This is a genomic window from Paenibacillus sp. J31P190 (assembly GCF_059692075.1).
Window position 1 is genome coordinate 87,038 of sequence record NZ_JCAUAS010000022.1, and the last position, 12,900, is coordinate 99,937.

The following is a 12,900-nucleotide window of genomic DNA, read 5'->3' on the forward strand; positions in this document are numbered from 1 at the left end:
TTCCGACGATTTTAAACATAAAAAAGTAAATTGAAATTTAGTGTCATTTATGCTTACGTTGAACCAGGTTAGGCTAACTGCATTCTGGAGCACCTGCACGGCACCTGCAGTGAGGTTAGCCTCTTTTTGCATGCGGATGGCAGCATCACAGTTGCAGACAATGGACGTGGCATCCCCGTTCAAGCGCTTCCTGGTAGTGAACGCCCACGTGTTCAGACTGTTCTTACAGACATGAGCCGACTAAGCACAAGCGCTTCATTATTAGCACCCGGCAGTGAAAAAGGCATCAACATGCCCGTCGTCAACGCGCTGTCACTCAAGCTTTCTGTTGAGATCAGGTGCGACGGTCGAGTGTTCCAACAGCATTATAAGCATGGGATTCCGCAAAGCGAGCTCCAAACCGTTGGCGTGACCAAGGAAACCGGAACGAGTGTTACCTTCCTGCCAGATCGCGATATTTTCGGCAAATCATTTGAACTAAGCATGCTTGAGAAACAAGCCGAGGATTTTGCCGTTTTGTATCCGAAGCTGAATATTCATGTGCGGAGTGATCTCGCTTAAATAACCTCAACACCGACACCCAGTTGTCGCCAACGATCAAAAAAGTCTGGGCATGTTTTCGAAACACAGCCCGGATCCGCAATCCTGACGCCATCCACCCTTGCGCCGATCAGTGAAAGAGCCATCGCCATTCGATGGTCGTCGTGGGGGTCGAGCAGCGCGGGCTGCGGCTCCCCTGGATACACCGTTAACCCATCCGCATGTTCTTCCACCTGAATGCCAAGCTTCCCAAGTTCCTCACACATCGCCGCAATGCGGTCACACTCGTGATGCCTGATATGCGCAGCATCCGTCAGTGTAATAGGACCATCCGCGAAGGGCGCCAGCGCAGCTAATGTAAGCGTCTGGTCCGACCAACGCTGCATACTCACCGTGAAGCCCCCTTTAAGACGGTTTGTACCCTGAACTTCAATATAATGTTCACCATGCGTCACCGAACAGCCCATTTTCTCCAAAACAGACAGTAGCTCTATATCCGGTTGTCGTGTCTGCGCGGAAATTCCCTCAATACGTACACGTCCATTCGTCAGGGCAGCGAGTGCCCAGAAGTAACCGCAAGTTGATACATCGGGTTCCAGCATGAATGTACGTGCTTCGTAAGCGCTCGGCTGAATCGTAATCGCTTGCCCATCCTCATGGACTTCAGGCCTTACACCGAACGCCCACATCATATCCAATGTCATCTCGACGTAGTCTCGCTGCACAATTTGATCAGCAATTCGAATAGTTAGAGTTTCTTTGGCATAAGGAGCTGCGAGCAGCAAGCCACTAATAAACTGACTGGAAACCGCTCCGGAAACCGTTACTTCTCCTCCGTTAAGACCATCCGCCTGCAGCGTCAGCGGTACACATCCAGGTTTGCCCTTATATCGGATATCCACCCCCAAACTGGATAACGCATCCAATAGAGGTGCAAGTGGCCTCTCAGCCATACGCTTACTGCCATCAAGTGTCCACTCCCCATGACCAACGGCAAGCGCCCCGGGTAAAAAGCGTGCAACTGTACCAGCAGCTCCCACGTACAAATCTGCTTTCGCGACTGACCACTGTCCTTCGTTTCCTTGGATTGCAACTGTATCCCCATCCATCTCAATTTCAGTTCCCAGCTCTCTGAGAGCGTTCATACACCAATAAGAATCATCGCTTTGTAAAATACCCTGAAGTCGCGTGGTCCCCTTCGCCAGTGCAGCAATAAGGAGTGCGCGATTCGTGAAGCTTTTGCTGCCCGGTATCGTGATAGTCGCATCGACCGCTCCATGAAGTGGGGACAGCCGTACCTCCTGTCCTTCCAGATGCTGCGACCATGGAGATCTAGCTCTCCGATCTGGCTCGTGCGTCTTTGAATCCTTCATCTCATCCACCCTCTCCAATTGTGAGTATCCTGTAAGCCAATTATAATGGGGGATAAAGACATAGATGAAATCGCTAAATAAGCACCATCCCATAAAGGAGCTCTATATCATGATTCATTTAGAATGGTACCGTATTTTCTTACATGCCGCCAAAGCGGGCAATTTAACCAAAGCAGCCGGGGAGCTTTACATTACCCAGCCATCCGTCAGTTATGCGATTAAACAAATGGAACAGGCCCTATCCATGAAGCTTTTTCATCGGCAATCCAAGGGTGTGGAGCTAACAACTGAGGGGAAGCAATTACTGCTTTATGTGGAGCAATCTTTTGCGCTTTTGGAGGCTGGGGAGAAAAAAATGTCCGCACTCAAGCACCTCTCAGGAGGCGAACTTCGTGTCGGAGCGAGTGATTCGTTATTCAAGCACTTCTTATTCCCTTATTTGGATACCTTTCATAAACAATATCCCGATGTCCGCATCCGGCTTTCTCACGGCAAAACATCCGAGATTACTGCTCGAGTCAAAGAGGGCAGCATCGATTTCGGACTTATTCATTTGCCAACTGCCGATGATCCTCATCTCGATGTCCAGGCGATCACGACCCTCCAAGACTGCTTCGTGGGCGGTGAAGCTTACCGTGATCAAGCAGACCACTCACTTTCCGCGCAGGATATCAGCCAATTCCCCTTACTGCTCCTGTCTCCCGGAAGCAGCACAAGGCGTTTCGTTGAGCAATGGTTCGCTGCCCAAGAAGTCACCATCGAAGCCGACATCGAGCTTGGCAGCATTGATCTGCTTATCGAGTTTGCAAAACTCGGCTTCGGCGTTGCATTCGTCCCTCGGTCTTACGTCGTCAAAGAATTGGCTGAAGGTAATCTGCATGAGCTAAAGCCTGCCAAAGCCATCCCTGCCCGCAGCATCGGAATCACCACCCGTCAAGATATGACGTCGTCTGTTGCCGCGGCTAAATTTCTCGAGATGCTTTCGTCTTAAAACTAAACATAGACTAGGAGAATTTCAGACGACACGTTCTCGCTACATAAAACGCTTCTCGATTTTTTTGCTAATTACTAAGGAGATCGCAATAAATAAAGCCACATAGATCAACTCATACGGATTCTCAATGAACCGCTTAGGATCGTGTCCGATGAAGCTTACCGACAGCACCATGACCGCTTTTCCCGCCGCAACCGCAACCAAAAAAGAACGAAACCTCATGCCGACCAGCCCGGCAGCCATATTAATCACAACAAAAGGTCCTACCGGAAAAAGACTGAGTATAAACACATAGTTGAAGGCCTGACGGCGCGCCCAAAGGAGACTTTTTTGGACCTTCGGCTTTTGTGCCCAGCGCTCTAGATAAGGATGGCCGGCTACTTTTTTAACGATCGCAAAAGTCACCAAGCACCCGCATACAATACCTATCCAAGAGTAAAGAAAACCGAGCCACAGCCCATATACAGCTGCATTTACACTAATAATAACAAGTGTAGGAAGCGGCGGAACGAATGATTTCATGAAAGGTAAAAGAAGACCGGGCAAGGGGCCGAGTGATCGATACTTGTCCAGGATCATCGCCAAATTATCTTCCGTGAGGTAGGACAAGAGTTCTGTTATTCCCATATGTATGCACACCTACTCGCTTAACAGTTAGTTGGAGATTAGGATAACCTTTCGAATTAACGAAGGATAAAGGCTTAGGCTGTCCAAAAGGACGAGCTCGCTTGTCAAAGCTGGCGCAAAGCATGCGAAGTTGTAAATTTATAAAATCGAATCAACTGAAAAAAGAACCTCCATAGGCATAATAGCACATGAAGGTTCTGGTTGCTTATTTTTGAGCGAAAAACACTAAATTGACACATGATGGATCTCGCCTGTGGATGCTTACGCAAAAACTAATATATGTTTGGTGACATTCGCTGGCTAACCATCGTGCAAGTTGTATTCAGTATGACCTTACATCCTCGGCTGAACTACCTCAGGTTACAAAGTTGTATTCGTGCAGCAATATATCCTCTTCTTCCCTACCTTAGCCCGCCAAGCGTCTTCCGTGCTACAAACGCCCTCGTCAGCTCTACCTTAGCCTCCAAAGTTGTATTTCGTACAACGGTTCCAGCTGAAACCAGCCGGAGCCGCTGGAGCTTTACGCCTCCAGCGGGTTCACCGCTTCATGGAGCAGCTGCTCCAGCTCAGCGGTGTAGGCCGCCGTTTGCGCTTCGTCCCAGCCGAAGCGCTCAGCCATGAAGGCGATCGCAGGCGCCTTCCACTGCTTTGCCCACGCGATGTCGAAGAAGAGGGCGCCCGTGCGGCGGATGAAGAAATCCGCCGGCTTCACGACCATCTCGCGCTCGATCGCGTACACGAGCGCAGCGAGCACAGCGGCGGGCATGCCCCGCTGCGCCGCCTCAGCACGGTGCTGCTCCAGCAGCTCGAATACGGCGTCCACGTTGGAGCCGTACCTGCGCGCGAGCAGCGCAGCCTCTGCCTCGGTCAGCCCCAGCCGCAGGCCTTGGATGGCCTTGCCCCGCAAGAACGGCGCCAGCTTCGCGGAGCCGCCTACATCGCCGCCGGAGATCGGCAGCGTCCGGGTGCGGCTCGGCGGCAATGCCGCCGAGACCTTGCCCTCCGCCAGCAGCATGGCGGCGATCTTGTCCACGACCGACTCCGCCATTTTGCGGTAGCCGGTCAGCTTGCCCCCGGCCATCGAGATGAGACCGGAGTCCGACACGAAGATTTCGTCACGGCGCGAAATCTCAGAAGGATCTTTACCCTCCTGATGGATCAGAGGGCGCAGCCCGGTCCAGCTCGATTCGACGTCAGCCTCCGTCAACCCGAGGGACGGAAACATCTCGTTCGCGGCGCGCAGCACATAAGCGCGATCTGCTTCGGTAATACGGGGATTCGCGATATCCCCTTTGTAATTCGTGTCCGTCGTCCCGATGTAGGTTTTGCCGTCCCGCGGAATGGCAAACACCATCCGCCCGTCCGGCGTATCAAAATAAATCGCCTGCTGCAGCGGGAACTTCCTCTGATCGAAGACCAGATGCACCCCTTTGGTCAGGTGCAGCGTCTTGCCATGCTTAGAGCGGTCCATCTCGCGCAACGTATCGACCCACGGCCCGGCCGCATTAACAATCTTACTTGCGTACAGCGAGTATGACTTCTTTTCGCCGCCAATCTGATCCACCACACGCACACCAACCAACTTGCCATTCTCCACCAGCAGCTCTTCCACCTTAGCGTAGTTCACCGCCAAAGCACCCAGCTCAACAGCCTTTTTCATAACCTCAATCGTTAAACGCGCATCATCTGTGCGGTATTCCACATAGTAGCCGCCGCCTTTGAGATCCTTCTTCTTCAAAAGAGGCTCATGCGAGAGGGTTTCCTCTGGGCGGAACATTTTACGGCGCTCCGATCTTTTGACACCTGCCAAGAAATCATAAACCCGCAGACCCAGCGAGGTGGACAGCTTCCCGAACGTGCCCCCTTTATAGAAAGGCAGCAGCATCCACTCCGGCGTCGTCACATGCGGCCCATTTTCATATACAATCGCACGCTCTTTACCGACCTCAGCAACAACCTTCACATCCAGCTGTTTGAGATAGCGCAGCCCGCCATGAACCAGCTTGGTCGAACGGCTTGACGTCCCCGCGGCGAAGTCCTGCATATCAATCAACGCGGTGCGAAGCCCTCTGCTCTGTGCATCGAGCGCAATACCAGCTCCCGTAATCCCGCCTCCAATTACGATCAGATCAAGCTTTTGCTCCGACATGGCTTGCAGCATTTCTGTTCTTTTCAGCGCATTAAACCCTTGTTGTTGCCCTATATTGGTTTGCTTAAGTTCCTTCGTCATCTCAATCTCTCCCTCGCGGATATAAAATATAAAAAAACCACAACATACCTAACACGTTTACACGTATAGGCCGCTGTGGCTTCTCCTAGTCTCCAACCGAATATTAACTTGTTATTAGTATATCATTGCTCACGCTTATTTAAAAGCCATTGCGGCATTTACTGCTTTTTTCCAACCGTTATACAAACTCTCTTGAAGCTCAGCTTCCATTTCTCGTTCAAAAGCCTTATCCACCTGCCACTGCTCCGCAATCTCCGCTTGATCCTTCCAAAAGCCTACAGCCAGACCCGCCAGAAAAGCCGCGCCAAGCGCTGTCGTCTCACTAATCATCGGACGTTCCACCGTGACACCCAGCATGTCGCTTTGGAACTGCATAAGGAAGTCGTTCTTCACAGCACCACCATCCACTCGCAGCTTCGTGAGCTGAATGCCGGAATCATCCTCCATCGCTTGCAGCACATCCTTGGTCTGATACGCGAGTGATTCGAGTGTTGCCCGAATGAAATGCTCCTTCGACGTCCCCCGAGTGAGCCCGAATACCGCGCCCCGAACGTCGCTGTCCCAATAAGGCGTACCTAGTCCGACAAACGCCGGTACCACATACACACCATCCGTTGATGCAACACGCTTCGCATACTCTTCACTATCCTTCGCCGATTTAATCATCCGCAGCCCGTCCCGCAGCCACTGAATCGCCGATCCTGCCACGAAAATACTGCCTTCCAGCGCGTACTCCACTTTCCCGTTCAATCCCCAAGCAATGGTAGTCAAAAGTCCGCTGCGCGATGGAATCGCATGATTGCCCGTATTCATCAGCATAAAACATCCTGTGCCATACGTGTTTTTGGCCATTCCTTTTTCAAAACAAGCCTGCCCGAAAAGAGCCGCCTGCTGATCCCCTGCCGCACCCGCAATCGGAACCGTCGAACCGAAAAAGAGGCTTTCCTGCGTATGACCATACACCTCAGAAGAGGAGCGAACCTCTGGCAGCATGGAAGCTGGAATGTCCAAATGCCCCAGCAGCTCTTCATCCCACTTCAGCTCGTGAATGTTATAAATAAGCGTGCGCGATGCGTTCGAATAGTCTGTCACATGCACTTTCCCGCCTGTAAGCTTCCAGATCAGCCACGTATCCATCGTGCCAAAAAGCAAATCCCCACGTCCCGCTTTCTCTCTGGCACCGTCAACGTGATCGAGAATCCATTTAATTTTGGTCCCCGAAAAATACGCATCAATCAGCAGTCCCGTGCGCTTCCGAAACAGGTCGCTTAGCCCCTGCGCTTTCAACGCTTCACAAATATCTGCCGTCTGCCTCGACTGCCACACAATCGCATGATAAACAGGCATCCCTGTGTGCCGATCCCAGACAACCGCTGTTTCTCGTTGGTTGGTGATGCCAATTCCTGCGATCTCCGCAGGCTGAACCCCAGACTCCGATAAAACCGCCGCAATGACGCCCTGAATCGACAGCCAAATTTCGTTCGCATCATGCTCCACCCAACCCGGCTTCGGAAAATACTGCTTAAATTCCTTCTGGGCGACATGCACAATACTCCCTTTTTGATTAAATAAAATAGCTCTAGAACTTGTTGTCCCCTGGTCGAGGGAAAGGATATAAGAAGGTTTTGTCCCCGTCATTGCCATTGCCTTACCTCCAAATGTTCAGGATCATTGATGATAGTGCTGCCACAGCTCCGTATTCGACGTAGTAACTGCCGTTGCTCCAGCTCCTAGCGCAAGCTCCACATCCTCCACCGTGCGAATGAGTCCTCCTGCAAAAATAGGAATGCCCGAACGCTCCTTCACTTCCGTAATAATGTGCGGAATAATTCCGGGAAGCACCTCAATGAAATCGGGTTTTGTCCTCTCCAAAAGCGTGTAGCTTTTATCCAAAGCACTGCTGTCTAGGAGAAAAAGTCGCTGAATAGCGATCAAGCCATTCTGCTTCGTCTTCGTAATCACATTCCCACGCGTCGAAATGATACCGGCAGGACGAATACTTTGACACAGAAATTCCGCCGCATAATCGTCGTTTTTGAGTCCTTCTATTAAGTCAGCGTGCAGCAGCAGCTTCTTACCGTTTGCTTTGCCCAGATCCACGATACTTTTTAACTGCCCAATATGACAATCCAACAGAACAATATACGTATAGTTAGATTTAAATAGCTTCTCTAGGTCTCTCATTTTGCGAATGGCCGGTAAAATACGCTGCTCTTCCAAAGACATAACCATCGCCTCCGTTTCTTGAAATGAACATCTGTGCCTATCCCAGAATAAGTGGAAATGACAGCAAAAAGACTCACCAAGTATTGCCAATGATATTCAATGGGCAATCCAAGTGAGTCTCCTGCGCTCCGTCACATGTTATTAACTTACCTTCATTGTACTGAGGCGAGTACATCCTGTCAATGACAATGATCACCCAGTTAATTTAGGTCGACAATGCCTTACGCACGGCTAAAATATATTTTGACTGATCGAGCGGATTGACTCCACGCCGTTTACGCTCCGCATGAACGTCCGGCGGACTTGGCTCATAGCCTGCAAAAGAGGAGGTAATTACACCTCGTCCGCCTGACATTGCACTCAGCTTCACTGGATATTCCAGTGACGTAGCGACAGGCAGACGACCCTCGACTACGAATCTGCCTCCTGTCATTTGCGGCGGATCAAAAGCCGCTCTCATCTGCACAAGGTCGCTGAGCACCTTGCCCCCGAACTCCTCAGGAACGGTAATGCGAACTTGCAGCATCGGTTCGAGCAGTGTCGTGCCCGTCTGCGCAAGACCTTGCATGATGCCCATCGGCGTAGCGACAGCGAAGTCGAGCGGGTGAGTGTGCCATACGTGATGCTCTCCCTCGACGAGCGTCACCTTGAGGTCGGTGACTTCCCAACCGAGCAGCCCTTGCTGGAGCGCCTCCGGCACGCGGCGCTCTACCTCGTTCTGGTACTGCACAAGCAGATGCTCGCCGCGTACCAGCGACTCATACACGAGCCCGCTGCCCGGCTCCCCAGGCTCGATGCGAAAGCGTAAGATCGCCCAGCACGGCTTGGGCATCGTATAGGCAATGAAGCCTTCGCCCACATGCGAAGGCGTTTCTTTGTAGATCACGGAAGGTTGGTCGAACCTTACTTGGAGTCCAAAACGCGAGCTCAAGAGACTCGTGAGAATCTCGAGCTGAATCGCGCCCATGACTTTCACATGCAGCTCGCGCTCCTCCTGCAGCCACTGCAGATCGAGCAGCGGATCCTCGTCCGTCAGCTCCTGCAGTGCTGCGACGAGCGCCGGATACTGCGCCTCACTCTCGGCGTGAACCTGCACAGTCAAGAGCGGAACCGCCATTTGCGGCGCAGGCGGCACGCTATCCGCTCGGCCCAGCACATCGCCGATCCGCACCTGTGTCAGGCCGCAGACGGCTGCAATATCGCCGGCCATGACAAACCCGATATCTTCGGCTTTACGGCCGTCGATTTTGCGAATCTGGGTCACCTTCTCCTCCACGCCCTGCGTGACATTGACAACGGTGTCCCGGTTGCGTATCGTCCCCTCGTAGAGCCGGACGTACGCCATTCTCCCCATGGTCTTGTCCCGCTCGACCTTGAACACCACGGCCGAAAGCGGCTGCTCCGCAGAGCCGCTCGGCCCAGGCAAATAATCAAGGATCGCTTCCATCAGCTCCTTGATACCAAACCCCTTGCTGGAGGCGCCCACCAGCAAAGGAAAAGCCTCCCCCTGCCGCGCATACCGCTGCAGGGTTGCTTTCACCTCGCGCGCCTCAACCGGCGCGCCTTCAATGTAGCTCGTGAGCATGCGCTCGTCGAGCTCCGATAGCTTCTCCACCGCGGATGCCAAGTCGAATCCGCGCACCCCATCCGTGGCGACCGCATCCGCCGAGTCATCCGTGAACACGCTCACCGCACCGCGGAACGTGTCCTCTCGACCAAGCGGTGCATAGATCGGCACCGCCATCTCCGTGAGCTGCTTGTGAATATCGCGCAGCACGCGCTCGGGATCCGCGCCGACGCGGTCCATTTTATTCATATATAGCAAGGTTGGTATTTTGAGGGATTGCAGCGTGTGCCAGATCATTTCGGTCTGTGACTGCACACCTTCCACCGCAGAGACAATAAGAATAGCCCCGTCCATCACCCGAAGTGAACGCTCGACTTCCGACAAGAAATCGACGTGACCTGGCGTATCCACAAGGTTAATCAACGTATCCTTCCATGAAAAAGAGGTCGTCGCGCTGCGAACCGATATCCCCCGCTCTTTTTCCACATCCATAGAATCCGTCTGCGCTGTCCCGTTATCTACACTACCCAACGAGCGAATGCGCCCGCTATGATAAAGAATATGCTCTGTCGTTGTCGTCTTACCCGCATCCACGTGCGCAAAAATGCCCACATTTCTTCTGGATATTGCTTGATTATCATCCCTCATCAGAGCTCGGATCCCCTTCTATTACTATCTTATCTTCATTATACTAAAAGTGCGTACAATTGGATAAGCTTGTCTATCAGTAGTAAATTGTTTTACAAATTTTAGTAGGCCTAATAGCCTGTTGACCATTATGATGGAAATACTAAACCTAAGGAGGTTCTCACGTCATGGAAACTATGGAATTCGAGCAGTCAAGCCAGTCTATCCAACCTGAGGTATCTACCATACTATTGAATAAAATGCATCCTGCGATAATAGCCTTGTCCCAAGCAGACAGCAAACTAGCTAGCCTCATTGAACTGATCGGTGATCTTACACTCACACCCAGCTTCAAGCCCTTTGAGTCGCTCGTAATGTCGATTATTTCCCAACAACTCTCTGCCAAAGCGGCTGCAACGATTAAAGCCAGAGTGAAGCTCGTTATACCGAACGTCACGCCTGAGCTTGTGCTCGCTGTGGAAGAGGAGGCCATCAGGCAATGCGGGGTCTCCTATCCCAAAATCCGCTACATACGGGATCTCAGCACAAAAGTGATAACCGGCGAAGTGGCACTCGACAATCTGCAGGAGTTAGATAACACAGAGCTGCTCAAACAGCTCACAAGTGTCAAAGGTATCGGTGCCTGGACGGCTGAAATGTTCCTCATTTTCACATTAGGCAGACCCGATGTCATGTCGATTGGCGATGCCGGCCTCCAGCGTGCGGCCAAATGGCTGCATACTCTTGCCGATCGCAAAGACGGCAACTATTTAGGCGAAGTCGCACCGAACTGGGCGCCTTATCGCAGTTTTGCCTCGTTATATTTATGGCGTGCGATTGATATGGGTTTTGTGGATTCAGGCCTACCGGTGGAGGCTTGTACTAAACCCAACTTGTAGCAAGGATTTTTGGCTTAAGCCGTTCTTTCGCCGAGCGCGTTTGTCAAAGTAAGTTACGCCCCATACAGTTCTATTGTTGCACAAAAAACAACTTGGATTATCGTGTTGGTGGTGCTTGTATATCCTTTACCCACCGAATTGTTGTATTTTGCGCAACAATTCGGCGGTTTCTTTGGACAAATTTGCTTTTTGTTGTACCGCGTACAACATTTTGGCGCGTATTGCTCAGAAATAAGCGTTTTAAGAGCAAATTGTTGGAGTTATTCCCTACAACAACGCAATAGCTAACCAAGCTAAATAGGGGCTAAGCCTCCGCTTATCCCTTATTCGAAAACATACAAACTAAAAAGCGCAAGAAGCCATCCGGCCCCTCGCGCTTATTCTCATTTTACCGCTATTCGCAATCCTCTTAAATACGTTTGAAGCAAACGCCGGAGGCTTTCGTCTTTTTCCAGCTCCATTCGAAAACCGTTTCTATGCTCGAGTGAGGCAAAGCCATGCACCATGCTCCGAAATCCGCGTACAACGTGCAGTGCATCTTCTTCACTGAGTCCATATGGCTCTAAAATGCGCAGCAAGAAAAGCACAACTTGGCTTCCCGCCTCTTTCAACTCAGGATCCTCGTAGTCAGGCAATGAGGAGATTGCCTCGTATAATCCCGGCTGTTTCCTAGCGAACATGACGTAAGCGAATCCTGCTGCCAGCAGCGCGTCATCTTCGGCTTTGCCAATAACAGCCTCGACCATCGCTTCTTTAATCAGTACAAGGCCGCGACGGGAAAGCTGCTTTCTGAGATCAGGCAAGCCTTTAATATGATTGTATAGTGACGGTGTTTTCACATTCAATTTAGCAGCTAATGCGGCAAGTGTCAGCTGCTCAACACCTTGTAAATCGGCCATTTCAATTGCTGCTTGAAGCACAGTTTCTGCGTCTAATCCTTGTCTGTATGCCACGAAACTTCCTCTTCTCTGTCTCTAAATTGTTGCTGCATCTGTATGAAACTGTTTGGCTGCTTCTTCTATAATGCGATCCATGGTTAGAATCGGCTGCTCAATCATTCGTCCGTGTCCGACGGCCAAAAGGCTTGGCTCAAGCTGTCTCAGCTTGCGCGCGCTCTCCAATGACACTTCTTTATTCCACGTCGCCATGGCCGGAAACGGAAACCAGAATTTTATAACGCCCGAGACCGCTGCACCGCCGCGAACTTGAAAAGCGTCCCCAGCAATCAATGCCCGACTGCGCACATCTAGGAAAGCCATCATCCCTGGCGTATGCCCAGGAGCTGATACAGCTTGCAGTGATCCTACGCGGTCACCATCCTCCAGCAGTACATCTGGCTTTGTCTGTACAGACTTAGGAACATCTCCCTTAATCGGTGAATTCGGTTCGCCAGCTTCTAATTCTTTGCTGCCCGCCAGCAGCTTGGCATCTCTTCTTGAGATATAGACCTTAACATTCGGCAGCGCCTTTTTCAAACCGTCAAGTGCTCCAACATGGTCTCCATGTGCATGTGTAAGAACGATGCTAGTGAGCGGCTTTCCAATCTGTTCTGCTGCTTGAAGAATCCCTTTGACACTGAACGGCAGCGCCGCATCAATAAGCGTTAATTCATTCTCTTCCTCCACCAAATAACAATTCACCGGAAAAAATCTGGGCATAAAAGCCAGTTGATACAAAGAACCAATACGTGTCATTTTCATAATAACGCCTCCCGTTTACTATTTATATTAGCATAATAACTAATATCATTAGTTTTGTAAAGAGGGGAATTGCCTTAAATCCATTTTTTTCTCCATTATGGTAAAATAGATCTCATA

11 protein-coding genes are annotated in these 12,900 nt (G+C 51.1%); 3 read left to right on the forward strand and 8 right to left on the reverse strand.

Translation table 11 applies throughout. The features are described 5' to 3' along the window. The first annotated feature begins 126 nt into the window (after positions 1 to 126). Complete coding sequence (locus tag AC58U0_RS28950; protein WP_497382301.1) at positions 127 to 561, forward strand: ATP-binding protein; 435 nt, start codon at positions 127 to 129, stop codon at positions 559 to 561. Here AC58U0_RS28950 and aroA read toward each other — a convergent pair. Continuing rightward, the gene (gene aroA, locus AC58U0_RS28955; protein ID WP_497382302.1) at positions 558 to 1,913 is read right to left on the reverse strand and encodes a 3-phosphoshikimate 1-carboxyvinyltransferase; all 1,356 of its coding nucleotides are present in this window, start codon (positions 1,911 to 1,913) and stop codon (positions 558 to 560) included. The two genes, AC58U0_RS28950 and aroA, sit on opposite strands and share 4 nt — an antisense overlap. 109 nt (positions 1,914 to 2,022) lie before the next feature. Here aroA and AC58U0_RS28960 point away from each other — a divergent pair, with 109 nt between their 5' ends. Further along, positions 2,023 to 2,904: a LysR family transcriptional regulator gene (locus AC58U0_RS28960; RefSeq protein WP_497382303.1), complete on the forward strand. Its 882-nt coding sequence runs from the start codon at positions 2,023 to 2,025 to the stop codon at positions 2,902 to 2,904. A 42-nt stretch (positions 2,905 to 2,946) separates the two neighbouring features. Here AC58U0_RS28960 and AC58U0_RS28965 read toward each other — a convergent pair whose 3' ends face one another. The 5 genes from AC58U0_RS28965 to AC58U0_RS28985 form a co-directional block, all read right to left on the reverse strand. Continuing rightward, positions 2,947 to 3,534, reverse strand: coding sequence for a TVP38/TMEM64 family protein (locus AC58U0_RS28965; RefSeq protein ID WP_497382304.1), 588 nt, complete (start codon positions 3,532 to 3,534; stop codon positions 2,947 to 2,949). Positions 3,535 to 4,054: 520 nt separating this feature from the next. Then, positions 4,055 to 5,764 carry a glycerol-3-phosphate dehydrogenase/oxidase gene (locus AC58U0_RS28970; protein ID WP_497382305.1) on the reverse strand — a complete coding sequence of 570 codons (1,710 nt, stop codon included), beginning with the start codon at positions 5,762 to 5,764 and terminating at the stop codon, positions 4,055 to 4,057. Positions 5,765 to 5,899: 135 nt separating this feature from the next. Next, a complete protein-coding gene (gene glpK / locus AC58U0_RS28975; RefSeq protein WP_497382347.1) occupies positions 5,900 to 7,402 on the reverse strand; it encodes a glycerol kinase GlpK in 1,503 nt (500 codons plus the stop codon). A 30-nt stretch (positions 7,403 to 7,432) separates the two neighbouring features. Then, positions 7,433 to 7,990, reverse strand: a complete 558-nt coding sequence (locus AC58U0_RS28980) for a glycerol-3-phosphate responsive antiterminator (RefSeq protein ID WP_497382306.1) — start codon at positions 7,988 to 7,990, stop codon at positions 7,433 to 7,435. 205 nt (positions 7,991 to 8,195) lie between these two features. After that, a complete protein-coding gene (locus tag AC58U0_RS28985; RefSeq protein ID WP_497382307.1) occupies positions 8,196 to 10,205 on the reverse strand; it encodes a GTP-binding protein in 2,010 nt (669 codons plus the stop codon). Between the two features lie 167 nt (positions 10,206 to 10,372). Here AC58U0_RS28985 and AC58U0_RS28990 point away from each other — a divergent pair, with 167 nt between their 5' ends. Further along, entirely contained in the window at positions 10,373 to 11,083 is a 711-nt protein-coding gene (locus AC58U0_RS28990; RefSeq protein ID WP_497382308.1) for a DNA-3-methyladenine glycosylase family protein, read from the forward strand. A gap of 383 nt (positions 11,084 to 11,466) precedes the next feature. Here the strand turns inward: AC58U0_RS28990 and AC58U0_RS28995 are convergent, their stop codons facing one another. Together AC58U0_RS28995 and AC58U0_RS29000 are read right to left on the reverse strand one after the other, a co-directional pair. Beyond that, a complete protein-coding gene (locus AC58U0_RS28995) occupies positions 11,467 to 12,036 on the reverse strand; it encodes a TetR/AcrR family transcriptional regulator (protein WP_156396774.1) in 570 nt (189 codons plus the stop codon). Positions 12,037 to 12,057: 21 nt separating this feature from the next. After that, positions 12,058 to 12,783 carry an MBL fold metallo-hydrolase gene (locus tag AC58U0_RS29000; protein WP_497382309.1) on the reverse strand — a complete coding sequence of 242 codons (726 nt, stop codon included), beginning with the start codon at positions 12,781 to 12,783 and terminating at the stop codon, positions 12,058 to 12,060. Positions 12,784 to 12,900 lie beyond the last annotated feature (117 nt).

Excerpts from the sequence above, each read along its gene's own strand:
- AC58U0_RS28980 (WP_497382306.1), bottom strand. The coding sequence starts at position 7,990 with ATGTCTTTGGAAGAGCAGCGTATTTTACCGGCCATTCGCAAAATGAGA.
- AC58U0_RS28985 (WP_497382307.1), bottom strand. The coding sequence starts at position 10,205 with ATGAGGGATGATAATCAAGCAATATCCAGAAGAAATGTGGGCATTTTT.
- aroA (WP_497382302.1), bottom strand. The coding sequence starts at position 1,913 with ATGAAGGATTCAAAGACGCACGAGCCAGATCGGAGAGCTAGATCTCCA.
- glpK (WP_497382347.1), bottom strand. The coding sequence starts at position 7,402 with ATGACGGGGACAAAACCTTCTTATATCCTTTCCCTCGACCAGGGGACA.
- AC58U0_RS28960 (WP_497382303.1), top strand. The coding sequence starts at position 2,023 with ATGATTCATTTAGAATGGTACCGTATTTTCTTACATGCCGCCAAAGCG.
- AC58U0_RS28990 (WP_497382308.1), top strand. The coding sequence starts at position 10,373 with ATGGAAACTATGGAATTCGAGCAGTCAAGCCAGTCTATCCAACCTGAG.
- AC58U0_RS28965 (WP_497382304.1), bottom strand. The coding sequence starts at position 3,534 with ATGGGAATAACAGAACTCTTGTCCTACCTCACGGAAGATAATTTGGCG.
- AC58U0_RS28970 (WP_497382305.1), bottom strand. The coding sequence starts at position 5,764 with ATGACGAAGGAACTTAAGCAAACCAATATAGGGCAACAACAAGGGTTT.
- AC58U0_RS29000 (WP_497382309.1), bottom strand. The coding sequence starts at position 12,783 with ATGAAAATGACACGTATTGGTTCTTTGTATCAACTGGCTTTTATGCCC.